Origin of the sequence: Pseudoxanthomonas yeongjuensis (assembly GCF_010093345.1) — a bacterium.
Taxonomy (GTDB): Bacteria; Pseudomonadota; Gammaproteobacteria; order Xanthomonadales; family Xanthomonadaceae; genus Pseudoxanthomonas_A; species Pseudoxanthomonas_A yeongjuensis.
The window spans coordinates 22,387-49,016 of record NZ_PDWT01000009.1 but is presented as its reverse complement, the minus strand read 5'-3'; the positions used below and the strand labels follow the sequence as shown (position 1 = coordinate 49,016).

The 26,630-nt window shown below is 65.6% G+C and carries 26 protein-coding genes; 11 read left to right on the top strand and 15 right to left on the bottom strand.

What is annotated here, in order from left to right:
- Positions 1-54: 54 nt before the first annotated feature.
- Together pyrG and CSC74_RS15995 are read right to left on the bottom strand one after the other, a co-directional pair.
- Positions 55-1,731, bottom strand: a complete 1,677-nt coding sequence (pyrG, locus tag CSC74_RS16000) for a CTP synthase (protein WP_162315497.1) — start codon at positions 1,729-1,731, stop codon at positions 55-57.
- A 173-nt stretch (positions 1,732-1,904) separates the two neighbouring features.
- Complete coding sequence (locus tag CSC74_RS15995; protein WP_162315496.1) at positions 1,905-2,162, bottom strand: hypothetical protein; 258 nt, start codon at positions 2,160-2,162, stop codon at positions 1,905-1,907.
- A gap of 162 nt (positions 2,163-2,324) precedes the next feature.
- Here CSC74_RS15995 and parE point away from each other — a divergent pair, with 162 nt between their 5' ends.
- Positions 2,325-4,214 (top strand): DNA topoisomerase IV subunit B, encoded by a 1,890-nt coding sequence (gene parE, locus CSC74_RS15990; RefSeq protein ID WP_162315495.1) that lies wholly within the window; start codon positions 2,325-2,327, stop codon positions 4,212-4,214.
- Positions 4,215-4,352: 138 nt separating this feature from the next.
- Here parE and CSC74_RS15985 read toward each other — a convergent pair whose 3' ends face one another.
- From CSC74_RS15985 to CSC74_RS15965, 5 genes are all read right to left on the bottom strand, one after another.
- Positions 4,353-5,315 (bottom strand): DMT family transporter, encoded by a 963-nt coding sequence (locus tag CSC74_RS15985; protein ID WP_162315494.1) that lies wholly within the window; start codon positions 5,313-5,315, stop codon positions 4,353-4,355.
- The gene (gene hutG / locus CSC74_RS15980; protein WP_162315493.1) at positions 5,312-6,088 is read right to left on the bottom strand and encodes an N-formylglutamate deformylase; all 777 of its coding nucleotides are present in this window, start codon (positions 6,086-6,088) and stop codon (positions 5,312-5,314) included. The genes CSC74_RS15985 and hutG overlap by 4 nt, the downstream gene beginning before the upstream one ends.
- A gap of 118 nt (positions 6,089-6,206) precedes the next feature.
- Positions 6,207-7,574, bottom strand: coding sequence for a glutathione-disulfide reductase (gene gorA / locus CSC74_RS15975; protein WP_162315492.1), 1,368 nt, complete (start codon positions 7,572-7,574; stop codon positions 6,207-6,209).
- A complete protein-coding gene (locus CSC74_RS15970; RefSeq protein WP_162315491.1) occupies positions 7,571-8,821 on the bottom strand; it encodes an NAD(P)/FAD-dependent oxidoreductase in 1,251 nt (416 codons plus the stop codon). Before CSC74_RS15970 ends, gorA begins: the two co-directional genes overlap by 4 nt.
- Before the next feature lie 113 nt (positions 8,822-8,934).
- On the bottom strand, positions 8,935-9,414 hold the full coding sequence (locus CSC74_RS15965; protein ID WP_162315490.1) for an FKBP-type peptidyl-prolyl cis-trans isomerase: 480 nt from the start codon (positions 9,412-9,414) through the stop codon (positions 8,935-8,937).
- A 58-nt stretch (positions 9,415-9,472) separates the two neighbouring features.
- On the opposite strand from CSC74_RS15965, the gene CSC74_RS15960 reads away from it, so the two are divergent.
- Positions 9,473-10,087, top strand: coding sequence for a C40 family peptidase (locus CSC74_RS15960; RefSeq protein WP_425501473.1), 615 nt, complete (start codon positions 9,473-9,475; stop codon positions 10,085-10,087).
- A gap of 106 nt (positions 10,088-10,193) precedes the next feature.
- Entirely contained in the window at positions 10,194-11,036 is an 843-nt protein-coding gene (locus CSC74_RS15955; protein ID WP_211369668.1) for a C40 family peptidase, read from the top strand.
- 36 nt (positions 11,037-11,072) lie between these two features.
- Here the strand turns inward: CSC74_RS15955 and CSC74_RS15950 are convergent, their stop codons facing one another.
- Positions 11,073-11,603 carry an acyl-CoA thioesterase gene (locus tag CSC74_RS15950; protein WP_162315489.1) on the bottom strand — a complete coding sequence of 177 codons (531 nt, stop codon included), beginning with the start codon at positions 11,601-11,603 and terminating at the stop codon, positions 11,073-11,075.
- A gap of 115 nt (positions 11,604-11,718) precedes the next feature.
- On the opposite strand from CSC74_RS15950, the gene CSC74_RS15945 reads away from it, so the two are divergent.
- A complete protein-coding gene (locus CSC74_RS15945; protein ID WP_162315488.1) occupies positions 11,719-12,135 on the top strand; it encodes a hypothetical protein in 417 nt (138 codons plus the stop codon).
- Positions 12,136-12,223: 88 nt separating this feature from the next.
- Positions 12,224-12,631, top strand: coding sequence for a hypothetical protein (locus CSC74_RS15940; RefSeq protein ID WP_162315487.1), 408 nt, complete (start codon positions 12,224-12,226; stop codon positions 12,629-12,631).
- A gap of 16 nt (positions 12,632-12,647) precedes the next feature.
- On the opposite strand, the gene CSC74_RS15935 is transcribed toward CSC74_RS15940, so the two are convergent.
- Positions 12,648-13,070, bottom strand: coding sequence for a GNAT family N-acetyltransferase (locus CSC74_RS15935; protein WP_162315486.1), 423 nt, complete (start codon positions 13,068-13,070; stop codon positions 12,648-12,650).
- Positions 13,067-14,404: a dicarboxylate/amino acid:cation symporter gene (locus tag CSC74_RS15930; protein ID WP_162315485.1), complete on the bottom strand. Its 1,338-nt coding sequence runs from the start codon at positions 14,402-14,404 to the stop codon at positions 13,067-13,069. The genes CSC74_RS15935 and CSC74_RS15930 overlap by 4 nt, the downstream gene beginning before the upstream one ends.
- A gap of 140 nt (positions 14,405-14,544) precedes the next feature.
- Between CSC74_RS15930 and CSC74_RS15925 the strand changes: the two genes are divergently transcribed.
- Positions 14,545-16,236 (top strand): alkaline phosphatase, encoded by a 1,692-nt coding sequence (locus tag CSC74_RS15925; RefSeq protein ID WP_162315484.1) that lies wholly within the window; start codon positions 14,545-14,547, stop codon positions 16,234-16,236.
- A 122-nt stretch (positions 16,237-16,358) separates the two neighbouring features.
- On the opposite strand, the gene CSC74_RS15920 is transcribed toward CSC74_RS15925, so the two are convergent.
- Positions 16,359-16,775, bottom strand: coding sequence for a CopD family protein (locus tag CSC74_RS15920; protein ID WP_162315483.1), 417 nt, complete (start codon positions 16,773-16,775; stop codon positions 16,359-16,361).
- A 226-nt stretch (positions 16,776-17,001) separates the two neighbouring features.
- Here CSC74_RS15920 and CSC74_RS15915 point away from each other — a divergent pair, with 226 nt between their 5' ends.
- Together CSC74_RS15915 and CSC74_RS15910 are read left to right on the top strand one after the other, a co-directional pair.
- Positions 17,002-17,592 carry a class I SAM-dependent DNA methyltransferase gene (locus CSC74_RS15915; protein WP_162315482.1) on the top strand — a complete coding sequence of 197 codons (591 nt, stop codon included), beginning with the start codon at positions 17,002-17,004 and terminating at the stop codon, positions 17,590-17,592.
- 466 nt (positions 17,593-18,058) lie between these two features.
- Positions 18,059-19,300 carry a polyhydroxyalkanoate depolymerase gene (locus tag CSC74_RS15910; protein ID WP_162315535.1) on the top strand — a complete coding sequence of 414 codons (1,242 nt, stop codon included), beginning with the start codon at positions 18,059-18,061 and terminating at the stop codon, positions 19,298-19,300.
- 81 nt (positions 19,301-19,381) lie between these two features.
- On the opposite strand, the gene CSC74_RS15905 is transcribed toward CSC74_RS15910, so the two are convergent.
- Both CSC74_RS15905 and CSC74_RS15900 read right to left on the bottom strand, forming a co-directional pair.
- Complete coding sequence (locus CSC74_RS15905; RefSeq protein WP_162315481.1) at positions 19,382-20,290, bottom strand: sensor domain-containing protein; 909 nt, start codon at positions 20,288-20,290, stop codon at positions 19,382-19,384.
- Complete coding sequence (locus CSC74_RS15900) at positions 20,287-20,652, bottom strand: PadR family transcriptional regulator (protein WP_162315480.1); 366 nt, start codon at positions 20,650-20,652, stop codon at positions 20,287-20,289. The genes CSC74_RS15905 and CSC74_RS15900 overlap by 4 nt, the downstream gene beginning before the upstream one ends.
- Before the next feature lie 245 nt (positions 20,653-20,897).
- Between CSC74_RS15900 and CSC74_RS15895 the strand changes: the two genes are divergently transcribed.
- Complete coding sequence (locus CSC74_RS15895) at positions 20,898-23,357, top strand: membrane-bound PQQ-dependent dehydrogenase, glucose/quinate/shikimate family (protein ID WP_162315479.1); 2,460 nt, start codon at positions 20,898-20,900, stop codon at positions 23,355-23,357.
- 102 nt (positions 23,358-23,459) lie between these two features.
- Positions 23,460-24,389, top strand: coding sequence for a peptidylprolyl isomerase (locus CSC74_RS15890; RefSeq protein ID WP_162315478.1), 930 nt, complete (start codon positions 23,460-23,462; stop codon positions 24,387-24,389).
- A 58-nt stretch (positions 24,390-24,447) separates the two neighbouring features.
- Here CSC74_RS15890 and CSC74_RS15885 read toward each other — a convergent pair whose 3' ends face one another.
- The gene (locus CSC74_RS15885) at positions 24,448-24,678 is read right to left on the bottom strand and encodes a cyclase (protein ID WP_246193329.1); all 231 of its coding nucleotides are present in this window, start codon (positions 24,676-24,678) and stop codon (positions 24,448-24,450) included.
- Complete coding sequence (locus CSC74_RS15880) at positions 24,675-25,583, bottom strand: DMT family transporter (protein WP_162315477.1); 909 nt, start codon at positions 25,581-25,583, stop codon at positions 24,675-24,677. Before CSC74_RS15880 ends, CSC74_RS15885 begins: the two co-directional genes overlap by 4 nt.
- Before the next feature lie 114 nt (positions 25,584-25,697).
- Here CSC74_RS15880 and CSC74_RS15875 point away from each other — a divergent pair, with 114 nt between their 5' ends.
- On the top strand, positions 25,698-26,630 hold the full coding sequence (locus CSC74_RS15875; RefSeq protein WP_162315476.1) for a LysR substrate-binding domain-containing protein: 933 nt from the start codon (positions 25,698-25,700) through the stop codon (positions 26,628-26,630).

Sequence of the window (26,630 nt, the reverse complement as noted above, 5' to 3'; positions counted from 1 at the left end):
CCGACCGGAAGAAGGAAAGAGCGTCGGGGCTGAAGCCCCTCCCACATGAACTCCTCACGCCCGCGCTTCCTTCAACAACTTCCCGCCCGCCATGCCTTCATTCGCCTTGCGCTCGCGCGCGGCGCGGATGAAGCCGACGAACAGCGGATGGCCGTCGCGGGGCGTGGACAGGAACTCGGGGTGCGCCTGGCAGGCCAGGAACCAGGGGTGCACCGTGCGCGGCAACTCGATCATTTCCACCAGCAGGTCGTCCATCGACTTGGCGGAAATCACCAGTCCGGCATCTTCCATCTGGGTGCGGTAGCGGTTGTTGAATTCGTAGCGGTGGCGATGGCGTTCGGCGACCACGTCCTTGCCGTACAACTCGCGGGCGAGTGTTCCCGGCTTCAGACGCGCCTCCTGCAGGCCCAGGCGCATGCTGCCGCCCAGGTCGGTGCGCTCGTCGCGCTTCTCGACTTCGCCGGTCGCCGTGCGCCATTCGGTGATCAGACCGATCACCGGATGCGTGGACTGCTTGTCGTTCTCGGTGCTGTTGGCGTCGGCCATGCCGAGGATATTGCGCGCGTAATCGACCACCGCGGCCTGCATGCCGTAGCAGATGCCGAAATACGGCACGCCATGTTCGCGTGCATACCGCGCGCTGACGACCTTGCCTTCGAAACCGCGGTCGCCGAAGCCGCCCGGCACCAGGATGCCGTCGACGTCCTGCAGCGCGGACAGGTCGCCGCCCTCCAGCTCCTGCGCTTCCAGCCATTTCAGGTTGACCCGGGTACGCTGGCGCAGACCCCCGTGCTTCAGCGCCTCGCCGACGGACTTGTACGCATCCTTGTGGTCAACGTATTTGCCGACCACGGCGATGGTGACCTCGTCCAGGGGATTGAGTGTGGCATCGACCGCTGCTTCCCACTCCGACAGATCCGCTGGACCCGACACCGGCAGCTTGAGCTGGGTGGCGACGATCTCGTCCAGGCCCTGCTCGTGCAGGTACAGCGGGATCTTGTAGAGCACGTCCACGTCGCGCGCGGTGATCACCGCGCGTTCGGACACATTGGTGAACGAGGCGATCTTGCGCCGTTCGGAATCCGGCAGCTCCTGCTCGCTGCGGCACAGCAGCACATCGGGCTGGATGCCGATCGAGCGCAATTCCTTGACCGAATGCTGGGTGGGTTTGGTCTTCAGCTCGCCGGCGGCGGCGATGTACGGCACCAGGGTCAAGTGCATGAACAAGGCCTTGTCCTGGCCCCGCTCGGTGCGGATCTGGCGGATCGCCTCCAGGAACGGCAGCGATTCGATGTCGCCGACGGTGCCGCCGATTTCCACCAGGGCGACATCGAAGCCCGACGTGGCCTCGTCGATGCAGCGCTTGATCTCGTCGGTGATGTGCGGGATCACCTGCACGGTGGCGCCGAGGTAATCGCCGCGGCGCTCCTTGCGGATCACGTTCTCGTAGATGCGGCCGGTGGTGATGGAGTTCTTGCGGCTCAGGCGCGTGCGCACGAAGCGCTCGTAGTGGCCCAGGTCCAGGTCGGTTTCGGCGCCATCGTCGGTGACGTAGACCTCGCCGTGCTGGAACGGGCTCATGGTGCCCGGATCGACGTTGATGTACGGATCCAGCTTCATCATCGTGACCCGCAGGCCGCGGGCTTCAAGGATGGAGGCAAGCGAAGCGGCGGCGATGCCCTTGCCTAGCGAGGACACCACGCCGCCGGTAACAAAAATCAGGGGAGTCATGGACGGGGCTCCGGAAAGCCATAGTTTACAGGCCCGCCCGGTTTCCACCAAGCGATCCGGCAATTCGCGGCGACAATTTCGCCCCCCTAGAAAACACGACGCCCCGACTCAGCGGGGCGCGTGTGGGCGAAAAGCCGCCCTAAATCGTGGTTGCTTGCCGGGAATACCGAAGATCAGGGCTTCTTGCGCTCCTCTTCCTCTTCTTCCCTGCCGGAGTTGCCGGCGTTCTCGCCCTTTGCCTTGCGGGCCGCCGCCGCAGCCTCGTTCCTGGCGCGGCGCTGGGCCTTCTTGTCGGCGTCGGACTGGGGCTCGGCGCTCTGGCTGCTGGACGAGGCCTTGTCGGCGTCCGCCTTGCCGGACTGCGCCCAGGCGGTGGCGGCGAGCACGGCGCTGGCGATGACGCCGAGGATCAGGATGTTGCGCTTGTTCATCAGGGTTCTCCCGTGTACGGCCAGCGTGGCGACCGGCCAGCGCGGAAAATAGCCCACTGCGGCCCACCTGCCACTGAACGTGCAAAAAAAATCCCCAAGCCGCACACTTCGGGGCTGCAGTCGCCGCCCGGAAATCGCAACCAAATCCATGAATATCGCCCCATGAATACCCGCTACAACGCCGCCGACATCGAAGTCCTCTCCGGCCTGGACCCGGTCAAACGCCGTCCGGGCATGTACACCGACACTACCCGCCCCAACCATCTGGCCCAGGAAGTCATCGACAACGCGGTGGACGAGGCCCTCGCCGGCCATGCCAGCGGCATCGAGGTGACCCTGTACAAGGACGGCAGCTGCGAAGTCAGCGACGACGGCCGCGGCATGCCGGTGGACATCCATCCGGAAGAGAAGGTTTCGGGCGTGGAACTGATCCTGACCCGCCTGCATGCGGGCGGCAAGTTCAACAACCGCAACTACACCTTCAGCGGCGGCCTGCATGGCGTCGGCGTCAGCGTGGTCAATGCGCTGTCGAAGAAGGTGGAGCTGTTCATCAAGCGCGACGGCAACGAATACCGCATGGAATTCCGCGATGGCGACGCGGCATCGAAGCTGGAAGTGGTCAACACGGTGGGCAAGAAGAACACCGGCACGCGGCTGCGCTTCTGGGTCGACCCCAAGTATTTCGATACGCCCAAATACAACCTGCGCGCGCTCAAGCACCTGTTGCGGGCCAAGGCGGTGCTGTGCCCGGGCCTGACCGTGAAGCTGTTCGACGAGGCCAGCGGCGAGCGCGACGAATGGCATTACCGCGACGGCCTGCGCGATTACCTGCTGGGCGAACTGCAGGGTCGCGAACTGCTGCCGCCGGAATTGTTCGTAGGCCAGCTGTCCCGGCAGAACGAGATCGTGGACTGGGCCGTGTCCTGGATTCCCGATGGCGAACTGGTGCAGGAAAGCTACGTCAACCTGATCCCCACCGCGCAGCACGGCACCCATGTCAACGGATTGCGCAGCGGCCTGACCGATGCGCTGCGCGAGTTCTGCGATTTCCGCAACCTGCTGCCGCGCGGGGTGAAGCTGGCGCCGGAAGACGTGTGGGACCGGGTGGCCTTCGTGTTGTCGCTGAAGATGACCGACCCGCAGTTCAGCGGCCAGACCAAGGAACGCCTGAGTTCGCGCCAGGCCGCCGGCTTCATCGAAGGCGCCGCGCACGACGCGTTCTCGCTGTGGCTGAACCAGCACACCGATTTCGGCGAACGCATCGCCCAGCTGGCGATCGAACGCGCCAGCGCGCGACTGAAGACCGAAAAGCAGATCGTGCGCAAGAAGGTGACCCAGGGCCCCGCCCTGCCCGGCAAGCTCGCCGACTGCATTTCCCAGGACCTGTCGCGCACCGAACTGTTCCTGGTCGAAGGCGATTCGGCCGGCGGCAGCGCCAAGCAGGCGCGCGACAAGGATTTCCAGGCGATCCTGCCGTTGCGCGGCAAGATCCTCAACACCTGGGAAGTCGCCAGCACTTCGGTCCTGGCCTCCGAGGAAGTGCACAACCTGGCCATCGCCATCGGCTGCGACCCGGGCAAGGACGACATCGGCGGCCTGCGTTACGGCAAGGTGGTGATCCTGGCCGACGCCGATTCCGATGGCCTGCATATCGCGACGCTGCTGACCGCGCTGTTCCTCAAGCATTTCCCGGCGCTGGTCCAGGCCGGCAACATCTTCGTGGCGATGCCTCCGCTGTTCCGCGTCGACGTGGGCAAGCAGGTGTTCTACGCGCTGGACGAGGAAGAAAAACGCCTGCTGCTGGAGAAGATCGAGCGCGAGAAGCTCAAGGGCGCGGTCAACGTCACCCGCTTCAAGGGCCTGGGCGAAATGAACCCCTCGCAGCTGCGCGAATCCACCATCCATCCGGACACCCGCCGGCTGGTGCAGCTGACCAACGACGACGACGGCGACACGCGCTCGCTGATGGACATGCTGCTGGCGAAGAAGCGCGCTTCGGACCGCAAGGCGTGGCTGGAGCTGAAGGGCGATCTGGCTTCCTTGGAAGTCTGATATCCGCCATTCACCAGCGGCGGCCGTGGCGACGGCAAATACAGCCTTGCTGCCGAACGCATCCCGTGGTGCGGAAGTGTAGATCGTGGCTCGCCATCGCCGGCCGTCGCGACGGCACACGGAACCTCGCTGCTGGACTTATCCCGGGCGCGGTCGCGTCACCACGAACACGCCCAGCATCACCATTACCGTGCCTGCGACCTGCCAGGGGCCCATCGGTTCGCCGAGGATCAGCAGGCTCATGACGATGGTCGAGACCGGGCCGACCATGCCGATCTGCGAGGCCAACGCCGACCCCAGCCGTTGCACCGCCATCATCGTGGCCAGCACCGGCAATACGGTGCACACGGTGCCGTTGAGCAGCGACAGCCAGTAGACGTCGGCCGGCTGCCCGAACAACGAATGCCATGGCCGCACGATCATGAAATGCAGCAGGCAGAAGCAGGCCGCCACGGCGCTGGCATAGGCGGTCAGGCGCACTGCACCGACCCGTGCCACCACTTCCCCGCTGCCGACCAGGTAGCTGGCGTAACTGAGCGCACTGAGGAACACCAGCACTCCACCGAGCGCGATGCCATCGCCACCGGTTTCCAGGTCATGGCCGAAGGCCAGGGCGACGCCGAGATAGCTGATGGCCAGCGCCAGCAACTGCCGTCCGGCGGGCTTGCGCCGGAACAGCACCACGCCGATCAGCAGGACCAGCGTGGGGGTGAGATACAGGATCAACCGCTCGAGGGTCGCGGTGATGTACTGCAGTCCGGCGAAATCCAGGAAACTGGCCAGGTAATAGCCGCTGAAACCCAGTCCCACCACTTTCCACCGATCGCCTCCACGCAGGCGGAAGCGTTGCGTGTCGCGCCTGACCCACCATGCCATCAAGGCGAAGAACGGCAGCGCGACCAGCATGCGCAACGCCAGCAGGGTGATGGCGTCGGCGCCAAGCCGGTAGCCGAGCTTGACGATGATGGCCTTGCCCGAGAATGCGATGGCGCCGAACAGGGCCAGGCCGATGCCCGACCAGGGATGGCCGGGACGCGTCGGCGGCTCGGGTCGTGTTTCTACATGCGGGGTTTCGTCCGGAACGGTGGACGCCGCGCTCATGCCAGCATCTGGCCGATCAGCTCGCGCAGCACGGCCTGGGTGCGCGCGGCCTTTTCTTCGTCCCACTCGAAGCTGCTTTCGTCCATGTAGATGCGCTGGCTGATTTCCAGTTGCACGGCATCGACGCCCTTGGCGGGATCGCCGTATTCGCGGGTGATGTAGCCGCCCTTGAAGCGCCCGTTGACTATGAAGTCGTAGCCGTCCTGCGACGCCAGCACCGATTCCAGGCGCGATTGCAGCGGTGGGGAACAGCTCGCTCCTGCCGACGTGCCCAGGTTGAGGTCGGGCAATCGTCCCTCGAACAGGAACGGCACCACGCCGCGGATGGAATGCCCTTCCCACAGTCTGGCGCGGCCATGTCGCGCGTGGATGCGCTGCAGCTCGCCCGCCAACGCACGGTGATACGGGCGCCAGTAACGTTCGACCCGTTCCGCCACTTCGGTTTCATCGGGATCGTGCCCATCGCGATAGACGGGTTCGCCGCTGAATTGCACATGCGGGCACAAGCCAGTGGTGTTCTGACCGGGATACAGCGACACGTCGTCTTCGGGCCGGTTCAGGTCGATCACATAACGCGAATATATCGGCACGATCATCGAGGCGCCGAGTTCGCGGGCGAAATCGTAGAGCCTGGAGACGTGCCAGTCGGTATCGGGCACGCTACGCGCGGAATCGGTGAGCCGCGCGGCGATGTCGGCGGGAACAGCGGTGCCGTCGTGCGGCAGGCTGATCAACAGCGGCGCGGTGCCGCGGTGCAAGGTGTAGGTGTCCATCCGCGCATTGTACGTAGGTCCGGTTGTGGGGGTTGTGGGAGCGGCGTAAGCCGCGAAATGATGTCTCGATATCCCATCGCGGCTTACGCCGCTCCCACAATCCTACAGCTTCACGACTTCAGCGCATCAACACCACTTCCTCGGCCGAAGTCGGGTGGATCGCCATGGTGTCGTCCAGGTCGCGCTTGGTGATGCCTTTCTTCAGCGCCACCGCGAACCCCTGCAGCATCTCGTCGACGCCTTCGCCCAGCAGGTGGATGCCGACCACGCGCTCCTCCTCGCCTACGCACACCAGCTTGAACAGGCTGCGCTGCGGCGAATCGGCCAGCGCGTGCAGCATCGGGCGGAACCGGGTGGTGTAGACCTTCACCGCGTCGCCATGGCGTTCCCGCGCCTCGGCTTCGCACAGGCCCACCATGCCCAGCGGCGGATGCGAGAACACCACGGTGGCGATGTCCCGGTAATCCAGCCTGGCTTCCGGTTGCCCGCCGAAGAGACGATCCATCAGGCGACGGGCGGCGGCAATCGCGACGGGCGTGAGCGCGAGGCGGCTCGAGACATCGCCGACCGCGTGCACATTGGCCAAGCTGGTGTCCTGCAACGCATCGACCACGACGAAGCCGCCGCCATCGACGGATACGCCGATGTCGTCCAGCCCGAGCCGATCGCTGTTGGGCACCCGCCCGGTGGCGAAGATCACGCTGTCGAAAAGTTCGCCGGCCCGGCCGGAGTGTTCGACCACCCTGAGCCGCTTTTCATCGACCTGCTCGATCGCGGCCACCGGATCGGCGAAGTGGCAGTGGATGCCGTGCTGCCGCAGGTTTTCCGCGAGTTCGTCGCTGAGTTCCACATCGAACGAATCGAGCAGGCGACTGCCACGCACGAAAACCTCCACTTTGCTGCCTAGCGCCTGCAACACGCCGGCGAGCTCGACGGCGATATAGCCGCCGCCGACGATGGCGACGCGCCCTGGCGCATCGCACAGGCTGAAGAAATCATCCGACACGAGGCCCAACTCCGCGCCCGGGATATCGGGACGCCTCGGCTTGCCGCCGGTCGCGATCAGTACGTGCGCAGCGGATACGCGCAGGCCCTGGTGTGTTTCCACCGTGTGCGCATCGACGAAATGTCCGCGACACGGCATGTGCACGATGCCCGCTGCGTCGAGGCGCTTGCGATAGCTGTCGTGGATGCCTGCGATATAGCGCTGGCGATGGACGATGAATTCGCGCCAGTCGAGCTTCGGCGGCGGCAGGTCGAAGCCGAGTCGAGAGGCCATGTCGATGCGCTGCGACAATTCGGCCGCCAGCCACATCGCCTTCTTCGGCACGCAGCCGACATTGACGCAGGTGCCGCCGAATTCGCCCGGCTCCAGCAAGGCAACGCGTGCGCCATGCGAGGCCGCGCGGAAGGCCCCCGCGAGCCCGCCGGAGCCGCCGCCGATCACTACCAGGTCGTAGTCGTAATCGGGTTGCCTGGCGCTCATGCGAAACGCTCCATGCGATAAGGCGTCGGATCGATCGCGGTACTTTTATCGGTGATCAGGTCGGCCATCAACTGCCCGCTCGCCGCGCTCATGCTGACCCCGAGCATGCCGTGGCCGGTGGCCAGCCAGACATGGCGATGGCGCGGCGCCCGCCCGAGGATCGGCAGGTCGTCCCAGGTCATCGGCCGCCAGCCATACCAGCGCTCGTGCACCGTGGCGCCGAACGGCTCATGCAGGTATTCGCTGGCGCCGCGCTCCAGCGCGGCCAGGCGCGTGGCATTGAGGGTCTGGTCGTAGCCCGAGAATTCCATGGTGCTGCCCAGGCGGAAACCGCTGTCCCAGGCCGTCACGCACACCTGGCGATCCTTCAGCACCATCGGCCGTTTCGGCACGATAGAGGGTCGCGAATAGGTGATCGAATAGCCCTTGCCCGGCTGGATCGGCAGGTCGAGGCCCAGGCTCCGCGCCAGTCGTGGCGACCATGAGCCCAGCGCGATGACGGCCTCGCTGCCGTTGCGGGAACCGAGGCCGGTACCCGCGACTGCGCCGTCCGCGGAATCCTGCAGCGATTCGACCCGGCAATTTTCCTCGATCACGCCGCCACGCTCGCGCACCGCCCTCGCAAGTTCGGCCACATAGCGATCCGGGCGCAGGCGCGCATCGCCCGGGAAGCGGACCGCGCCGACCATCCCAGCTTTCAATGCAGGTTCGTCGCGCAGGTAAGCGTCGCCGTCGAAGATCTCGCTGGCGATCCCGAACTCGCGCAGCAATTCGCACTCCCGTGCGTAGTGATCGAAGTTGGCCTGTTCGCGGAATACGTAGTCGAGCCCTTCCTCGGCGAATTCGCATCTCAGCGCATAGCGATCCACCCAATCGGCGAGCCGGCTACGCGAGTCGTCGAGGATCGCCGAACGCGAAACCGTGCTCTGCCGCCAATCCTTCATGTTGCAGCGCGCGGCGAAATGCGCCAGCCAGCGCCACAGCGCCGGATCCAGTCGTGGTTTCAGGTACAGCGGCGCGTCCGGGGTGAACATCCAGCGCAAGCCCCGCGCGACCATGCCCGGCGCGGCCAGGGGCGGTGCATGGCTGGGAGTGAGCGTGCCGCAGTTGCCGTGCGAGGCGCCGCTGCCGACGGCGCCGGCTTCGAGCACGCGCACGCCGCGGCCGGCTTCGATCAGCGCCAGCGCGGTGGCCAGGCCGATCACGCCGCCGCCGATCACCAGGACGTCATCGCGTGGGGAATTCACCACGCTAGTGTATTCGGATCGGCTGTATCCGGATCGATGGGACGCAAACGCGGACGGCCCGCCGAAGCGGGCCGTCCCAGGTCATAGGTACCCGCTCATCGCATGCGATGCGCTCAGTGGTGGTGGCCGCCGTCGCCATGCACGTGGCCGTGCTCGAGTTCCTCGGCGCTGGCTTCGCGCACATCGACGATCTCCACGTCGAAATGCAGGTCCTTGCCGGCCATCGGGTGGTTGAGGTCGACATCGACCACGCTCATGCCGACCTTCTCGATGGTCACCGCGCGCGGGCCGAAGTTGGTCTGCAGCACGACCTGCATGCCCGGCTCCAGCTTCTGCGCGCCGAAGTGCTTCTTGGGCACGCGCTGGCTCAGGCCATCGCGCTTCTCGCCGTAGGCATCGGCCGCGGCCACGTCCACGCCGAAGCTCTCGCCGGCTTCGCGATCCAGCATGGCCGTTTCCAGGCCCGGGATGATGTTGCCGTGACCGTAGAGGATGGCCAGGGGCTCACGGTCGTTCGAACTCTCCAGCGCTTCCTGGCCCACTTCGGACACGGTGTAGTGGAAACGGACCACGCTGTCTTTTGCGATTTTCATGCTCGGCTCTGGCTGGGCTGCGCCGCACGACGAGAGGGCGACAGCGAAGGGGCGGCTTGTGGGCCACGGGGGATTGCGGTCAAGATTGGCCGCAATGAAGGCCGCGCATTATCCCGGCTTGTCCGGTTCCACGCCAGTTGCCGCCCGATCCACGAGGCGCCGCGGGCTCCTGTTCGCCGCCATGGCCGGCTTCTGCATGCTGCTGGGCGCTTGCGGCGGCAACGACAACGTCCGCCCCTCGAAGCCGGCTTCGGTCGCTCAGCGCCATTGGCCCCAGGTCCGGCCCGCCGATCCGGCCGCGGCCAACGCGGTGCTGATGCGGGCCATCGGCCTGGTCGGCACGCCTTATCTCTATGGCGGCAACACCCCGCAATCGGGTTTCGACTGCAGCGGCCTGGTGACCTATGTCTACCGGGACATGCTGGACCTGCGGCTGCCGCGCACCTCGCGGGAACTGGCCGGGGTCCAGGGGCCACGGATCGCGCCGGAGAAGCTGGCCGCCGCCGACCTGGTCTTCTTCGGCAGCAAGGGCAGCGTCAGCCATGTCGGCATCTACGTGGGCGAAGGGCGTTTCGTGCATGCGCCCAGCACCGGCGGCACAGTCCGCCTGGACCGGCTGGATGGGCCTTACTGGCGGGATCACTATTCCGGTGCCAAGCGGGTCCTGCACTGAATTGTGACCGCCATCGCTTTTGCTCACGTCCAGCTAACGAAATTTGAACCTCATGAACGACTTATGACGGCATGATCCGTCCCTTGCCCGCTACACAGATTTCCGCGTGACGACCGACGACCTGCAAAAAGGCCTGCCCGCCGCCCGCCGCTCCGCGCTCCGGAGCGTGTCACGCTCCCTCTTCTGCGCTACCGCCCTCTGCCTGACCAGCGTTTGCGTCCAGGCCAAGACCGCTCCCGCAAGCATCACTCCCGAACCCATCGCCAAGCCCACACTGGCCTTGACCGGCGATGCCGCCTTGACCAGCGATGCCATGGCTGGCGATGCCAGGTCCGAAACCGTGGCCGCCACCGCGAAAACCGCCCAGAACAGCGTCCGCGAGAAGGCCGCCGCCGCCGCCGCCGCCACCCTCACCGCTTTGCTGCCGCGCCTGGCCGCCAGCGACAGCATGCCGATTCTGGACCGCTCGGCCATGTTCGCCGGCGACCTCAGCCGCCTGCTGGCCAACTACGACCTCAACCAGTCCGGCGCGATCATGCAGGCGGGCACGCAAGCGGGATCGGGCGGCAAGGTCCAGGCCGTGCTCCAGCGCGCACTGACCCTGCTGGGTACGCCTTATCGCTGGGGCGGTACGTCGCCCGACAGCGGTTTCGACTGCAGCGGCCTGGTCGGCTACGTGTTCCACACCGCCCTGGGAATCGACCTGCCTCGCGTTTCCCGCGACATGGCCAGCAAGACCGACGCCGAACTGATCAGGAACCGCAATGAACTGAAGCAGGGCGACCTGGTGTTCTTCGGCCATCGCGGCCGGGTCAACCATGTCGGCATCTACGTCGGCGAAGGCCGCTTCCTGCATTCGCCCAGCACCGGCAAGGACGTGCGCGTGGACAGCCTGCTCACCGGCTACTGGAGCGCCAAGTTCATGCAGGCGCGTCGCCTGACCATGTAAGCAGGCGGCCCGGGAGCCCGCAAGCCAGAAGGCCGCCTAATCCGCGGCCTTTTTCGTGCCCGCTTCTTTCGTGCTCGCTTCCTGGTAGTGGACGAAGGTCTGTTCGATGCCCTTGCTCAGCTCCATCACCCTGGTCGCGTATTCGGCCAGCAAGCGGTCGTCTTCGGTTTCCGGTTTCCATGCCGGTACCGGCATCGGCTTGCCTTCCACGCCGTCCAGGGCCACGAACACGATGATGCAATGCGTGCACAGGCGGTTTTCCGCCTGGCTCGCGTCCAACCCCGGATCGCGGGCGCGCACATCGATGGCGAAATGCATGCTGCTGGTGCCGGTGTAGACCAGGGTGGCGGTGACGGTGACCAGGTCGCTGATACGGATCGGGGCGACGAAACGGATCCCGCCCACGGCCACGGTCACGCTGTAATGGCCGCTCCAGCCGACCGCGGCCGCATAGCCGACCTGGTCGATCCACTTCATCACCACGCCGCCGTGGACCTTGCCGCCGTAGTTGACATCGGTCGGCTCGGCCAGGAAACGGAAAGTCAGTTCGCGTTGTTCGCCACTCATCCGGGTGCGCTCCTCGACGGCAGGGAACAGGTTACGCCAGCTTGCGACGGCGTGTGCTTGAGGCCATGCTTCGCGCAGGGGGATTCACAAACGCAAACCTTCCAGGAGCGAACCTATGCTGCGCACCTTGCTTGCGATCGTGGCCGGCCTGATCACCGCGATGCTGGTGATCTTCGGAGTGGAAGCCGCCGGAATGCTGTTGTTCCCGCCGCCAGCCGGGATGCCGCTGGACACCGAAGCGGACCTGGCCAGGCTGGTGGCGATGTCATCGCCCGCGGCCAAGGCCTGGCTGGTATTCGGTTGGGCGCTGGGCAGTTTCGTCGGCGCCTGGGTCGCGGCGCGGATCGGTCGCCAGCATCGCCGGATCGCCGCATCGGCCGTGGCCTTGTTCATCGTCGCCGGCACGGTGATGAACGCAATGGTGATCGCGCACCCGCTGTGGATGAACCTGCTGGGCATCCTGTTGCCGGTTCCGCTCGCCTTGCTGGCTTCGCGCCTGGTCGGGCCACGGGTAACGCCCGGGAATCCGTAGATACGCCCTCGGCGGGTTGCCAGCCCGCGCCTGCCGCGCCATGCTTCGCCCATTGCAATATCCCATTGCAAACAAGGAGAACAAGGCGATGGCACGCACGATACTGGGAATGATTGTCGGGGCGCTGGTCGCCAGTCTGGCTCTGCTTGGCTGCTGGTACGCCAGCGCGAAGCTGTATCCGTTGCCGACCAGCGACGATTTCGCCACGCCGGAATCGTTGTCGGCCTACGCCGCCGGAACGCCCTCCACGGCGATCGCCTGCATCCTCGGCGGATGGGCGCTGGCCGGGCTGCTCGGCGGCTGGACCTCGGCGAAGATCGCGCAGCCTCATCGCGGCGCGGCGGCGCTGGTGATCGGCGCGGCGCTCACGATCACGGTGATCGTCTATGCCACGCTGATGCCGAATCCCGAATGGGTGACCGTGGTCGGCGTATTGCTGCCGATGCCGTTCGCGGTGGCGGCCGGGTTGCTGGCGATCCCACGCGGCGAATCCTGATCCGGCACGGCCGCGCTCACGGCTTGACCGTATAGTCCATCCCCACCGAAACCGGCCCGGCTTCGACGAAGCCGTACTTCGCATACAGGTGTTTCGCATCGCCATCGGCGAACAGCGAAACATTGGAAGACACCGGCGCATTCGCGCGCAGCCACGCGTCCAGCGCGTCCATGATCCGCCTGCCCAGGCCGCGCTTCTGGTATTCGGGCTGGACCGCGATGTCCACCACGACGAAGAAACAGCCGCCGTCGCCGATGATCCGGCCCATGCCGATGACCCGCTCGCCGTCGATCACACTGACGCCGTACAAGGTGTTGGCGAGTCCGCGCACCGCCGCTTCGGCCGACTTGGGCGAGAGCCCGGCCGCGCTGCGCAGGCGGCGGTAATCGTCGATGCCCGGGAAGCGTTCGACCAGACGGAAGCTTTCCGTCGCGCTCACGGAGATTTCTCCGCGCCCAGCGGATCTTCTTCGATGCCGAGGTTGGTCGGCGCGGCTTCGTAGATCTTCCGGTCCAGCAACCCGGTTTCCTTGGCTACCAGCACCGGCACCAGCATCTGTCCGGTCACATTCGTCATGGTCCGCATCATGTCCAGCACGCGGTCGATCGCGTAGAGATAGCCGATGGTTTCCAGCGGCAAGCCCGCGGCGCTCAACACCACCGTGGCCATGATCACCGCCGTACCCGGCACGCCGGCGGTACCGAAACTGCCCAGCACCGAGGCCAGGGCGATGATCAGGTATTGCGCCAGCGACAGTTCGATGCCCGCGTATTGCGAGATGAACACCGCGGCCAGCGCCGGATAGATCGCGCCGCAACCGTCCATCTTGATGGTCGCGCCCAGCGGCACCGCGAATGCGGCGTAATCCTTGTCCACGCCCAGGTTGTGGGTGGCGCTGCGCAACGACACCGGCAGCGCGGCGAAGCTGCTCGAGGCGACGAACGCCACCTGCATGCCCGGCGCGGCGCCGCGGAAGAACTTCAACGGATTCAGCCCATGCGCCAGCAGCAGGCCGCCATACACCACGACGATATGGAATGCGCAAGCCGCGTACAGCGCGAAGACGAAGGCCAGCAGCGGCCGCAGTTGCTCGAATCCGTAGCCACCGACCAGCGCGGCGATCAGGCCGAACGTGCCCAGCGGGGTGAACTCCAGCACGAAGCGGGTCACCTGGATCATGATCTCGCTGGCTTCGCCCACCAGCTTGCGCGCTGCGGCGACGCGGTCGCCCAGCTTGACGATGGCGAAACCGACCAGGCCGGCGAAGAAGATCACCTGCAGCACCGTGCCGTTGCGCGGCACCAGCACGGTCATGCCATCGCTGCTCTTGGCGCTGGCCGCGCCCGACAACGCCTGGAACGGGTTGGACGGCACCAGGTTGAGCAACATGTCGAGCACGCCCGGCACGTCCTTGGGCTTGTAGTCGGATGCCACCTGCAGCACGCCGACGCCGGCGCCCGGCTTGATGATCCAGCCGAAAGCCAGGCCCACGCCTACCGCCAGGACCGCAGTGACCGCGAACCAGACGAAGGTGCGCCCGGCCAGCGCGGCGATCGATTTCTGGCCATGCAGCGAGCTCACCGCATTGATCACGGCGAAAAATACCAATGGCACCGCGATCATCTTGATCAGGGTCACGTACAGGTCGCCCAGCGGCCCGAACCAGGTCTCCGCCGACGGCCCGAACGCCCATCCCGCCAGCGCGCCGAGCACGAAGCCGGCGAGCACGCGTTGCCAGAACGGAATCCTGAACCAGGCAGCCACTGATTTCATTTCATCGAATCGCTTTGAACATGCGCGAACGATAGCGCAGCCCATCGGTTGGCGCGACGGCAACACTGGAATTGCCAGTTGTCATCGGCAGGACGCTGTAGCCACGGCATAATCGGCCCTTGTCCAGCATGGAATACATGATGCGTCGTCTGTCCCCCGTCCTGACCAGCCTTGCCCTCACCCTGCTTTCCTCCTGTGCCGCCACGCCCGTACGCCGCGCGGAATCCGCAGTCCACACCATCGAAGTCCCCGCCGTCGCGCACCCCGCTGGCGAAACCCCCGCCTGGTGGTATCGCAGCGGCGCCGCGCGCGCGGCCGGCAACGGCGCGATGCAGGGACGGGCGAAGAACGTGATCCTGTTCCTCGGCGATGGCATGAGCCTGACCACGGTCGCCGCGGCGCGCATCCTCGAAGGCCAGCGCAAGGGCAGTCCGGGCGAGGAGAACCAGTTGTCGTGGGAAACGTTCCCCAGCACCGCTTTGAGCAAGACCTACAACACCGATTCGCAGACGCCCGATTCGGCCGGCACCATGACCGCGATCACCACCGGCGTGAAGAGCCACATGGGCGCGATCGGCGTGGCCTCCGGGCGCAAGGACGATTGCGCCACCAGCCTGGAACAGCCGCTGCTGAGCTGGCTGGAGCTCGCCGACAGTGCGGGCCTCGCCACTGGCGTGGTCACGACCGCGCGCCTGACCCATGCCACTCCGGCGGCGACGTATGCGCATGCACCCAATCGCAACTGGGAAAACGACACCGACCTGCCTGCCGAAGCAAGGGCGCAAGGATGCAAGGACATCGCCCAACAGTTGCTTTCATCGTCACGTTTCGGGCGAGGCCCCAGCGTGGCCCTGGGCGGTGGCCGTGGCGAATACACCACAGTCGGACAACGCGACCCCGAATACGACGACAAGGTCGGCCAGCGCCTCGATGGCCGTGATCTGGTCGGCGAGTGGCAGCGCGCGCATCCCGATGGCGCTTACGTGTGGAATACCCGGCAATTCCAGGCGGCAAAGGAGGCCCCGGCGATCCTCGGCCTGTTCGAGCCCGACCATATGCAGTTCGACCACGACCGCAACCGGAGCCCGGAGGGCGAACCGAGCCTGTCGGAAATGACCGTCGCCGCCATCCGCACGCTGTCGAAGAATGCCGAAGGCTACGTGCTGATGGTGGAAGGCGGACGCATCGACCACGCCAACCACAACGGCAACGCCTTCCGCGCGCTCGATGAAACCATTTCCCTGTCGGATGCGGTCCGTGCCGCGCGCGCGGCCACCTCCGCCGACGACACCCTGATCATCGTCACCGCCGACCATTCGCATGTGCTCAATTTCGTCGGCTATCCGGTCCGCGGCAATCCGATCCTAGGCAAGGTCCGCGGCATGGGCGGGGAAGACGACGTCCCTGGCGACCTGGCGCGCGATGGTGCCGGACAGGTATTCACCACGCTCACTTACGCCAACGGCCCGGGCAACACCGGCGCCAGCAACCAGCAGCCGGCCGGGCCCAAGAGCTACCCGCATGCTCCCAGCAGTTACGAGCCGCGCGAGGGAAGGCCGGATCTGTCCAATGTCGATACCGCCGACCCCGACTACCTGCAGGAATCGCTGGTGCCGCTGAAATCAGAATCGCATGGCGGCGAGGATGTCGGCATCTGGGCCAGCGGCCCCGGCAGCGCAGCGGTGCGCGGCACGGTGGAGGAAAACACGATCTACCACTTCATCGTCCAGGCCACGCCGAAACTGCGCGAGCGCCTGTGCGCGGCCAATACCTGCAATGCCGACGGCGTGCCGGTGGAACTGCCGAGGCCAGCGGACTTCGAAAAGAAATAGACCAGGACCGTAGGAGCGACGTGAGTCGCGAACGAAAAGCCGTTCGCGAAAAGCCGGATTGGATGTGGTGATCCCGGATCCGGGAAATCGCGACTCACGTCGCTCCTACGGCGTCTTCTATTTCAGAACGGCTTGGCCAGCACCAGGTACACGACCGCCACCAGTAGCAAGACCGGCAGCTCATTGAACCAGCGCAGGGCTTTTGAGGATGGCAACGCAAGGCCCTTCTCCACGCCCTTCAGCCAGCGTCCGGCGATGATGAAGTGGGCGAGCAGCAGCACGACCAGCGTGAGTTTGGCGTGCAACCAGCCGCCGCTGATGTGGAAATACAGCCACAGCACCAGGCCAAGTATCAGCGCCAGACCGAACATGTTGTGGCCGAAGCGGTAGAGCTTCTTCCCCATCATCAACAGACGCGCCTGTACCTCAGGCTGGCTGCTGGTTTCGCTCAGGTTGACCAGGATGCGCGGCAGGTAGAACACGGTCGCCATCCAGGCGATGACGAAGACGAGATGTGCGGTCTTGATCCAGAAGTACATGCGTTTTCCTCTATGGAATCGTCGCGGCAAGGATAACCCGGACCATGCGGCCTTGTTTCGTTCGTCACTCCGGTTTTTCTTGCTCGTCATGAACAGCCATTCGGCTGTTCATGACGGTCAAAGGCAAAGGCGGGCAAAAGCGTTACGCTTCCCTCACTCCTCACTCCTCACTCCTCACTCCTCACTCCTCACTCCTCACTCCTCGTTCCTCGTTCCTCACTCCCCAATGCAAAAACAATACGACGAAAACTACTTCCAGCACTGGTACCGCCGCGGCGACATCGGCGGCCCGCAGCGCCTGGCGCGCAAGGTGGCCTTGGCGGTGTCCTGCGCCGAGTACTACCTGGAACGCCCGATCCGCAGCGTGCTGGACATCGGCTGTGGCGAAGGCGCATGGCGCGCGCCGCTGCTGAAATTGCGTCCGAAGCTGCGCTACCTGGGTTTCGACAGCAGCGAATTCGCGATCTCGAAATACGGCCCGCGACGCAACCTGCACTACGCGCACTTCGGCGATTTCGCCCGGTTGCGCCCCTGCCCGCCCGTCGACCTGCTGGTCTGCGCGGATGTGCTGCATTACCTGCCTGCGCGCGAGTTGCAACGCGGCTTGCCGGGGCTGGCGGAACTGTGCGGCGGCGTGGCTTTCCTGGAAACCTTCGCCCGCGAGGACGAATTCGAAGGCGACCACGTCGGCTTCCAGCCCCGCGCCGCGTCCTGGTACCGCAAGCAGTTCAACGCCCATGGCCTGCGCGGGCTGGGATCGCATTGCTGGCTGTCGCCATCGCTGGCCGATCAGGTTTCCGCACTGGAGGGCTCTTAGCTCCCTTCCTTGCGTGGCAGGGAGGGTTGGGGGAGGTGAAGAACGAGGAACGAGGAACGAGGAGTGAGGAAAGCGTAACGCCTTTGCCTTTAGCCTTTGCCTTTAGCCTTTGCTCGTCATTCCCGCGCAGGCGGGAATCGCTCTTGTTCTTGCTGTTGCTTTGGAGGGAGGCGAATTTCCGCTGTACCAGGAACGAAGAGCCAGAGCGATTCCCGCCCCCGACTACAGCATTCGAGGGCAGGCTCTGCGCGGGGCTTTCAACAGCCGAATGGCTGGTCATGACAGGTCGGGAAGACAAGCAAGCATGAGCAAGAGCCCCTCCCAGCCTCCCCTACCCGCTGCGCGGGCAAGGGCGGTGTCGAAACAGCTTCCCTGCACGCCGTCTGGGCAAGGTGAAGAGCCCGAATCGGCTTTGCGGTATGCTGCGACGCAGCAACCCGCCTTCCGCAGGACCCGCCCCACGATGATGCTTTATCAATGGCACGAATTTAACCGCAACTGGATGGCCCCCTGGATCCACCAGGCGGGGGCCAACGCCAAGCTCTTCTCCGATCCCAACAGCTGGCTTTCCGCCCTGCCCGGCGCCGACCGTATCGCCGCCGGCAACGAACTGATGCACCGCCTCGGCAAGGATTACGAAAAACCGCCGTGGGACATCCACAGGATCGAGGTGGATGGCGCGGCCATTCCCGTGATCGAGCAGGAAATCCTCGCCACCCCGTTCTGCCGGCTGCTGCGCTTCAAGCGTTATACCGATGAAGCGAAAAGCATCGCCGCGATGAAGAAGGAACCGGCGGTGCTGGTGGTCGCGCCGCTGTCCGGCCACCACGCCACGCTGCTGCGCGACACCGTGCGCACCCTGCTGCGCGACCACAAGGTCTATGTGACCGAATGGATCGACGCGCGCCTGGTGCCGGCGGCGGAAGGCGAGTTCGGCCTCGACGATTACGTCGCCACCATCGAGGACTTCATCCGCCACATCGGCGCCGACAACCTGCATGTGATCAGCGTATGCCAGCCGACCGTGCCGGTGCTGGCCGCGGTCTCGCTGATGGCCGCGCGCGGCGAAGCCACGCCGCGGTCGCTGGTGATGATGGGCGGGCCGATCGACGCCCGCCACAGCCCCACCCAGGTCAACGACCTGGCCACCAAGAACCCGTTGTCGTGGTTCGAGAACAACGTGATCCACACCGTGCCCGCGTCGTACCCGGGCCACGGCCGCGCGGTGTATCCGGGTTTCCTGCAGCACGCCGGCTTCATCGCCATGAATCCTAGCCGGCATTTCATGTCGCACTGGGACTTCTACGCCGACCTGGTCAAGGGCGATCTGGAAGACGCCGATTCGCATCGCAGGTTCTACGACGAATACAACGCGGTATTGGATATGCCCGCCGAGTATTACCTGGACACCATCCGCACCGTGTTCCAGGAGTTCTCGCTGCCGCGCGGCACCTGGAAGATCAAGGGCGAACGGGTGAATCCGGCGGCGATCAGGAAGACCGCGTTGCTGAGCATCGAAGGCGAACTCGACGATATCTCCGGCCTGGGCCAGACCGCCGCCGCGCACGATCTGTGCACCGGAATTCCCAAAGCGAAACACCAGCACCTCACCGTGAAAGGCGCCGGCCACTACGGCATCTTCAGCGGCCGTCGCTGGCGCGAAGTGGTGTATCCGGACGTGCGGGATTTCATCGCGAAGTACGCTTAGGGGCAGGAACGAGTGGAGAGGAACGAGGAACGAGTAGAAGCTCCTTGCTTCCACTCGTTCCTCGCTTCTCGCTCCTCGCCCTCAAACCACCGCACTGCGCACCAGCAGGTGCTTGGCCAGCAAGCCATGCAGCCTGCCGATGCCGCGCGCCAGATGCAGGGTGGCGAACAGCAGCACCACGCCGGCGATCGACATCAGCGGCAACAGCCAGGGCGCGTTCGCGACCACGTCGTAATCGCCAATGGTCATTCCATAGTTGCCATTGGCGAAGAAATAACCGAAGGGTGCGGCGATGAAGGCCAGCGACGTGCTCAGCAGGGTGACCGCAGTGGTGAAGTAGGCGATGCCCAGCGGCAGCATCAGCAGGAAATACAGCATCGCGGTCCAGGTGCGGCCGTCGGTGAAGATCTCCTTGATCCGCTCCAGCCAGCCCTTGCCGCGCTGTGTGTACAGCGGCCTGCGTGGCATGCGTTCGCCCAGCAGCGTTTCCACGATACGTCCTTCGACCAGCGACAGCACCCGGATCAGGGCCAGGAACAGCACCAGCAGCGGAATGCCGATGATCAGGATCAGCAGGCCCAGCGACAGGCTGGCGCCGGTGGTGACCACGGTGAAGTAGACGATGCCGGTGGCCAGCGACAGCAGCATGTAGAACAGCGCGCCGTAGGTGCGCGGATCGACGACGACGCCGAAGAACTTGCCGAGCGCCGACTCGCGCTTGCGCGGCGCAGGCGCGCGCAGGGCGCGGTTGACCGTGACTTCGGTGTCGCGATAGATCTCGGCGACCTCTTCGGGTGCGCCGTAGCTGCCGGCGACCGAGGCGATCACTTCCGCCTCGCTCTTGCCGGATTGTTCGGCGAGTTCCGAACGCAGGTATTCCTCTGCGTCGTACAGCGCGTCCTGGACCATGGCCGGGTCGGCATCGCGCAGCGCGGCACGCAATTGTTCCAGGTATTCGGGAATGGTGGTGGGCAGGATCTTGGCGTTCATTCGAGTATCCCCAGCAGGACGGAATCGACGGAGTCGCGGGTCGCGCGCCAGGCGGCGACCCATTCAAGCAGGGTGGTTCGCCCTGCTTCGGTAATTCGGTAGTAGCGTCGCGGCGGGCCGGACATCGAAGGCTCGACGAAACTTTCCAGCAGCCCCGCGCCCTCAAGATTCCTCAGCACCGGATACAGCGCGCTCTGCTTGCCGCTGAGCACGCCTTCGCCCACGCGCTCGAGTTGCTTGGCGATCAGGTAGCCGTACATCGGCTCCGGCGCCTTCGAGAGTACCGCCAGCAGTACCAGCGACACGGTGCCGGTGCTGAGCTCTTTCTGGAACTTCTTGAGATGCAGCTCGGATTCGCTCATGGCCCCTCCCTTGCGGTGGGGCCGCTAGGTTGGAGGGAATACTATTGCTTAGTTACGTATAGCGAATGTGCCATTAGTGGGGGTATCGCCAGGCATGGCGCTATCCCGCTTCGCATCGTGGCCTTGAATACTTTGCCCGCGAAGAACCGCCGCCCCGAGAGGTTGTTTCAGCGCAGCGCCGCCCGCCGATCGTGCGGCGTAGACTCGGGCCGCAAATCCTTGTTTCCTTAACCTGAGGACGCCTCATGCCGAATCACGACAGCCATTCTCACAAGGGTCATTGGTTGCTGCCGCTACTCGGTCTGCTCATCGCGCTGACAGGACTTGCACTGGCGGCAGGCGGTGGCTGGCTGATCGCGCTCGGCGGTTCCTGGTATTACCTGCTGGCCGGCGTCGGCATGCTGGTATCGGGTGTGCAGTTGATCCGCGCGCGCAGCAGCGGCTTCTGGTGGTACGTACTGGTGTTCGTCGGCACCTTGCTGTGGACGATCTGGGAATCCGGATCGGATTACTGGCGCTGGGTGCCGCGCATGGGACTGGTCACGGCATTCGGTTTCTTCGTCGCCCTGCTGGCGCCGCGCCTGCGGCGTCCGGTATCGAAAACACTGTCGCGGCTTTGCGCGGCTTCCCTCGCCGCGATTTTCGTGGCGGCTTTCGCGCTCGCGTTCAAACCCTATTACGTGACTCCGGCGATCGGCCCCGGACCGCAAGCGACGAATGCGTCGACGGCCTCGTCGCTCACGCCGCAGGCCGATGGCGACTGGACGGCGTATGGACGCGGCTACGACGCCACCCGCTACTCGCCGCTCAAGCAGATCAATCGCGACAACGTGGCCACCCTGGCGCGCGCCTGGGAATTCCGCACCGGCGATCTGCCGGGCCATCGCTGGGGCGCGGAGACCACGCCGCTGAAGATCGGCGACACCGTCTACCTGTGCACCGCGCGCAACCAGCTGATCGCATTGCAGGCGACCACCGGCAAACAGTTGTGGCGCTACGATCCGAAGGTGAAGGACGAGTCCATTCCCTACACCGCGGCCTGCCGCGGCGTGGCCTATTACGAAACACCGGTTCCTCCGCTGCCCGACAATCCGCCTTCGCTGGCCAGCACCAATCCCGGTCCGCCACCACCGCCGGTGGCGCCGCCCGACCCCATCTGCGAGACCCGCATCATCGAAGGCACCCTGGATGGCCGGTTGATCGCGGTCGATGCGCGCAACGGCAAGCCGTGCGCCGGCTTCGGCAACAACGGCCAGGTCGACATCACCGCCGGCATGGGCGACACCTTTCCGGGCATGGTCTCGATCACTTCGCCACCGACCATCGTGCGTGGCGTGGTGGTGACCGGGCACCAGGTGCTGGACGGGCAATACCGCTACGCGCCCTCGGGCGTGATCCAGGGCTACGACGCGGTCACCGGCCAGTTGCGCTGGGCCTGGGATCTGGCCAATCCGGCGATCAACGGCCTGCCGCCACCGGGCCAGACCTATACCCGCGGCACGCCCAACATGTGGACCACCGCCTCGGGCGACGAACAACTGGGCCTTGTCTATCTGCCGATGGGCAATTCCGGCGCCGACTACTTCAGCGGCTCGCGCACCGCGCCGGAAAACGAGTACGGCACCTCGCTGGTCGCGCTGGACGTGACCACCGGCAAACCGGCATGGCATTTCCAGACCACCCACATCGATGTGTGGGACTACGACCTGGGTTCGCAGGGCACGCTGGTGGATTTCCCCACCGTCAACGGCCCGGTGCCGGCGATCGTGTTGCCCAGCAAGCAGGGCGACATCTATGTGCTCGACCGCCGCAGCGGCAAGCCGTTGGTGGGCGTGGAGGAACGCGCGGTGCCGCAAGGCGGCGTCGAGCCGGACAAGCGCAGCAAGACCCAGCCGTTCTCGCTCTACCATACGCTGCGCAAGGACGATCTGACCGAACGCGACATGTGGGGCATGACCCCGCTGGACCAGCTGGTCTGCCGCCTGCAGTTCCGCCGCGCCAGTTACGGCGGTTTCTACACGCCACCGACCGCGGATCGCCATTCCATCGAATATCCCAGTTACAACGGTGGCTCGGACTGGGGCGGGATCGCGATCGACACTGCGCGCGGAATCATCGTCGCCAACTACAACGACATGCCCAACTACAACCTGCTGGTGCCGCGCGCCGAAGCCGACAGGTTGGGGTGGGCTCCGCGCGACCAGGTGCGCGGCGACGCGGGCGGTGCCGAAGGCGCGGGCGATCCGCAGATCGGCACGCCTTACGCGATCAACGTCAATGCCGGCTGGCGCCTGCCCTTCACCAAGCTGCTGTGCAAGCAGCCGCCGTATGGCGGCATCCGCGCAGTGGATCTGAAGACCGGCAAGACCCTGTGGGATCGCCCGTTCGGCAGCGCCCGCGGCAATGGCCCGTTCGGCATCCACTCCGGTTTGCCGATCGAAATCGGCACGCCGAACAATGGCGGCGCCGCGGTGACCGCCGGCGGACTGGTCTTCATCGCCGCGGCCACCGACGACCTCATCCGCGCCATCGATATCGATACCGGCGAGACCGTGTGGCAGGACAAGCTGCCCGCCGGCGGCCAGGCCACGCCGATGGTGTACGAGGCCGGCGGACGCCAGTACCTGGTGATCATGGCCGGCGGCCATCACTTCATGGAGACGAAGGAAGGCGACTACGTGATCGCCTACGCGCTGCCGAAATAGGCGGGTGCATGAGTGCAGACGAACGGGCCGCCGACGCGGCCCGTTTTTCGTGCGCCGCGAGTAGCCGTAGAATCGACCGCACTCTTCACGGGAAATCCCGCCATGCCCGCACGCACCCTGCTGTTCTCCAGTTTGTTGTCCCTGGGCCTGGCCGCCCTGCCCGCTTCGGCACCGGCCATCGCAGCGGAACCCGCCAAGTATAAAAGCGCGCAGGAAATCATCGATGCCGCACCGGCCGATGCCTGGCGCACGCTGGACCCGGCGAACACTCTCTACCTGGAACTGGAATCCGGCCGCGTCGTCATCGAGCTGGCCCCGCAGTTCGCGCCCGAGCATGTCGCCAACATCCGCACCCTGGCCCGTGAGCATTTCTGGGACGGGTTGAGCATCTACCGTTCGCAGGACAATTTCGTCGTGCAGTTCGGCGATCCCGATGGCGACGACCCGGCCAAGGCGCGATCGCTGGGAACGGCGAAGAAGAAACTGCCGGCCGAATTCCACCGCGCTTCGGCCGGCCTCGCATTCGACCGCCTGCCCGACAGCGACGGCTGGGCGCCGCAGGTGGGCTTCGTCGATGGCTTCCCGGTGGGACACGACCCCAAGGCCGCCACCACCTGGCTGGCCCACTGCTACGGGACCCTGGGCGCAGGCCGCAACAATGACGAAGACAGCAGCATCGGCGCCGAACTCTATGTGGTCGATGGGCAGTCGCCGCGCCAGCTGGACGACAACATCACCGTGGTCGGCCGCGTCGTGCAGGGCATGGAGTTGCTCAGCGTGATTCCGCGCGGACCTGCGCCGATGGGTTTCTACGAGAAGCCCGAACTGCGCACCACGATCAAGTCGATCAAGCTCGCAAGCGAGCTGCCCGAAGCCGAACGCGTCCCGCTGCAGTTGCTACGCACCGACAGCAAAACGTTTGTCGAAGCGACCGAAGCGCGCCGCAACCGTCGCGACGATTTCTACAAGCGTCCGGCCGGGCATATCGACTTGTGCAATGTGCCGTTGCCGGTGCGCGTTGCAAAGAAGTGAGGCATACGCGCACCAAGAATTCGTCGCCCCCGCGAAAGCGGGGATGACATCAAGGATTTCACGCGATCCGCTTGTGCGCTTCTTCGATGATCCGCTTGTTGCGGATCCGCACCGCGCCGACCATCAACAAGCGCATGTCGTTAACGATGTAATCGGCGAGCTCCATATCGGCAATGTCGTCGCCTTCGATATCCAGGCGGAACTCCTGCCCCTGCAGGCCGCCGCCGTTGCTGAAGTCGATCTCGAAATCGAATACCACCCGCTTCTGCACTCCGGCACGCGCGCTCACTTGGCCGCCGTACGCTGGCTTGCCGCCACGCTGCCCAGGATCAGCAGGCCGGCCGCGATCATGGTCGGCGTCACCGGTTCGCCCAGGAACAACCAGGCGAAGGCCGCGCCGAACAACGGCACCAGGTAAGTCACCGTCGCCGCGCGTGCCGGACCGATACGCTGGATCAGGCGGTAATACAGCAGGAAGGCGTAGCCGGTGCAGACCACGCCGAGCGCCAGCACGCTGCCCCAGGCCAGCACCGGGATCGGATGATCGGGCCAGTAGCTGGCCGCGAACGGCAACAGCAACAGCGCCGAACAACCCAGCGTCGCCGCCGCGGCCGCGGCCGGAGGGATATGGCCCATGTGCCTGCGCACCAGGTTCACGCCGAAGCCGTACAGCAGGGCCGCGGTCGCGCCCGCCAGCACCGCGCCGCCGATGCTCATGCCCCCGATCTTGCCGCTGGCCAGCACGACCACGCCGGCGAAGCCGGTCAGCAACGCCAGGCTCCGGCGCAGGCCGATTTTCTCGCCATAGAACACGAAGGCGACCAACGCCGCGAACAGCACGGTCATCGCATTGCAGATCGCACCGATGGCCGCGGGCGCACGCTGCGCGGCCCAGGCGAACAGAAGGAAGGGAATGGCCGAATTGATCAGACCGATGATCGCCAGCTTCGGCCACATCGAGCGCGCGATCGAGGTGCGATCCCGCCACAGGAACGGCAGCAGGACCAGCGCGCCCAAAGCCAGGCGGATATCGACCAGAGCGAAGGCGCCGAATGGTTTGGCCGCGATCCGCATGAACAGGAACGAGCCACCCCAGATGGCGCCCAGCAGCAGCAATTCCAGCGGAGTGCGCCAGTCGCGGGCAAGCGTCGCAGGCTTCCCGGCCAGCGCCACCGTTGTGCTTTCCACCGACATCGCACCCGCTCCAGATTTGTGCCTGACGCCCATTTTCCTTGAACCGACTATCCCCACAAGCGCGTACTATCAGGGTCAGCCACAAATCTGGCTTGTGCCTTGCCGGTAATCGTCATGAACCTGCGTCCTGCCCTCTTGCCCGCCCTCGGAGTGTTCGCCGCTGCGGCCCGGCACCAGAATTTCGCTCACGCTGCGGAGGAGTTGCACCTCACCGCCAGTGCGGTCAGCCACCACGTCCGCAAACTGGAGGCCAGCCTGGGCGTGGTCCTGTTCCAGCGCAACGCGCGCGGGGTGACCCTGACCGCCGAAGGCCGCCAGCTCGCCGATGCGGCCAGCGCCGCCATCGCCGACATCGGCGCCGTCGCCGCCAATCTGCATCACGGCGGCAGCATCACCCGGCTGCGGATTTCCACCCTGCATTCGCTGGCCTATTGCTGGCTGCTGCCGCGGCTCCCACGTTTCTGCGCCACGCATCCGGACATCCGCATCCACATCGAAGCGAGCATCTCGCTGGTCCGTTTCGACGGAGACGGTCCGGACCTCGGTATTCGCCACGGACCCGGGCAATGGGCGGGTTTGACTTCGCATCACCTGATGGACGACGAACTGTTCCCGGTGGCATCGCCCGCACTCGCCGGTGCCGGCGGACTGACCGAACCCCGCCAGATCGCCTCGTTGCCTCTGGTCAGCGACATGGCCCTGCAGGGCTGGCGCGACTGGTTCCGCGCGGCCGGCGTGCGCGGGCTGAGCCTGCCGGCCATGCACACCTTCAGCGACAGCACCGACGCCATGCGCGCGGCGGTCTACGGCATCGGCGCGGCGCTGGCGCGCAAGCAGATCGTCATGCCCTACCTGCAACGCTACGAACTGATCCGCCTGCCGGGCCCGGCCTTGAAGGCGCGCTTCGCCTACTACGCCGTGCATCCCACCCATCGCCCGCTCGCTCCGGCCGCCGAGGCATTCATCGAGTGGATGAAACGCGAAGCCCTGGACGAGCGCACGCCGATGCCGGCGATTCCGGCGGAGTTGCTCGGGCAGAACATCTGA

Bases quoted from the DNA above. Each gene is read 5' to 3' on its own strand.
- gorA (WP_162315492.1), bottom strand. From the start codon at position 7,574: ATGAGCGCCAGGCAACCCGATTACGACTACGACCTGGTAGTGATCGGC.
- CSC74_RS15930 (WP_162315485.1), bottom strand. From the start codon at position 14,404: ATGAAATCAGTGGCTGCCTGGTTCAGGATTCCGTTCTGGCAACGCGTG.
- CSC74_RS15925 (WP_162315484.1), top strand. From the start codon at position 14,545: ATGCGTCGTCTGTCCCCCGTCCTGACCAGCCTTGCCCTCACCCTGCTT.
- CSC74_RS15900 (WP_162315480.1), bottom strand. From the start codon at position 20,652: ATGAGCGAATCCGAGCTGCATCTCAAGAAGTTCCAGAAAGAGCTCAGC.
- CSC74_RS15875 (WP_162315476.1), top strand. From the start codon at position 25,698: ATGAACCTGCGTCCTGCCCTCTTGCCCGCCCTCGGAGTGTTCGCCGCT.
- CSC74_RS15940 (WP_162315487.1), top strand. From the start codon at position 12,224: ATGGCACGCACGATACTGGGAATGATTGTCGGGGCGCTGGTCGCCAGT.
- CSC74_RS15905 (WP_162315481.1), bottom strand. From the start codon at position 20,290: ATGAACGCCAAGATCCTGCCCACCACCATTCCCGAATACCTGGAACAA.
- CSC74_RS15880 (WP_162315477.1), bottom strand. From the start codon at position 25,583: ATGTCGGTGGAAAGCACAACGGTGGCGCTGGCCGGGAAGCCTGCGACG.
- CSC74_RS15910 (WP_162315535.1), top strand. From the start codon at position 18,059: ATGCTTTATCAATGGCACGAATTTAACCGCAACTGGATGGCCCCCTGG.
- CSC74_RS15895 (WP_162315479.1), top strand. From the start codon at position 20,898: ATGCCGAATCACGACAGCCATTCTCACAAGGGTCATTGGTTGCTGCCG.
- pyrG (WP_162315497.1), bottom strand. From the start codon at position 1,731: ATGACTCCCCTGATTTTTGTTACCGGCGGCGTGGTGTCCTCGCTAGGC.
- CSC74_RS15995 (WP_162315496.1), bottom strand. From the start codon at position 2,162: ATGAACAAGCGCAACATCCTGATCCTCGGCGTCATCGCCAGCGCCGTG.
- CSC74_RS15890 (WP_162315478.1), top strand. From the start codon at position 23,460: ATGCCCGCACGCACCCTGCTGTTCTCCAGTTTGTTGTCCCTGGGCCTG.
- CSC74_RS15950 (WP_162315489.1), bottom strand. From the start codon at position 11,603: ATGAGTGGCGAACAACGCGAACTGACTTTCCGTTTCCTGGCCGAGCCG.
- CSC74_RS15985 (WP_162315494.1), bottom strand. From the start codon at position 5,315: ATGAGCGCGGCGTCCACCGTTCCGGACGAAACCCCGCATGTAGAAACA.
- CSC74_RS15915 (WP_162315482.1), top strand. From the start codon at position 17,002: ATGCAAAAACAATACGACGAAAACTACTTCCAGCACTGGTACCGCCGC.
- hutG (WP_162315493.1), bottom strand. From the start codon at position 6,088: ATGGACACCTACACCTTGCACCGCGGCACCGCGCCGCTGTTGATCAGC.
- CSC74_RS15965 (WP_162315490.1), bottom strand. From the start codon at position 9,414: ATGAAAATCGCAAAAGACAGCGTGGTCCGTTTCCACTACACCGTGTCC.
- CSC74_RS15945 (WP_162315488.1), top strand. From the start codon at position 11,719: ATGCTGCGCACCTTGCTTGCGATCGTGGCCGGCCTGATCACCGCGATG.
- CSC74_RS15920 (WP_162315483.1), bottom strand. From the start codon at position 16,775: ATGTACTTCTGGATCAAGACCGCACATCTCGTCTTCGTCATCGCCTGG.
- parE (WP_162315495.1), top strand. From the start codon at position 2,325: ATGAATACCCGCTACAACGCCGCCGACATCGAAGTCCTCTCCGGCCTG.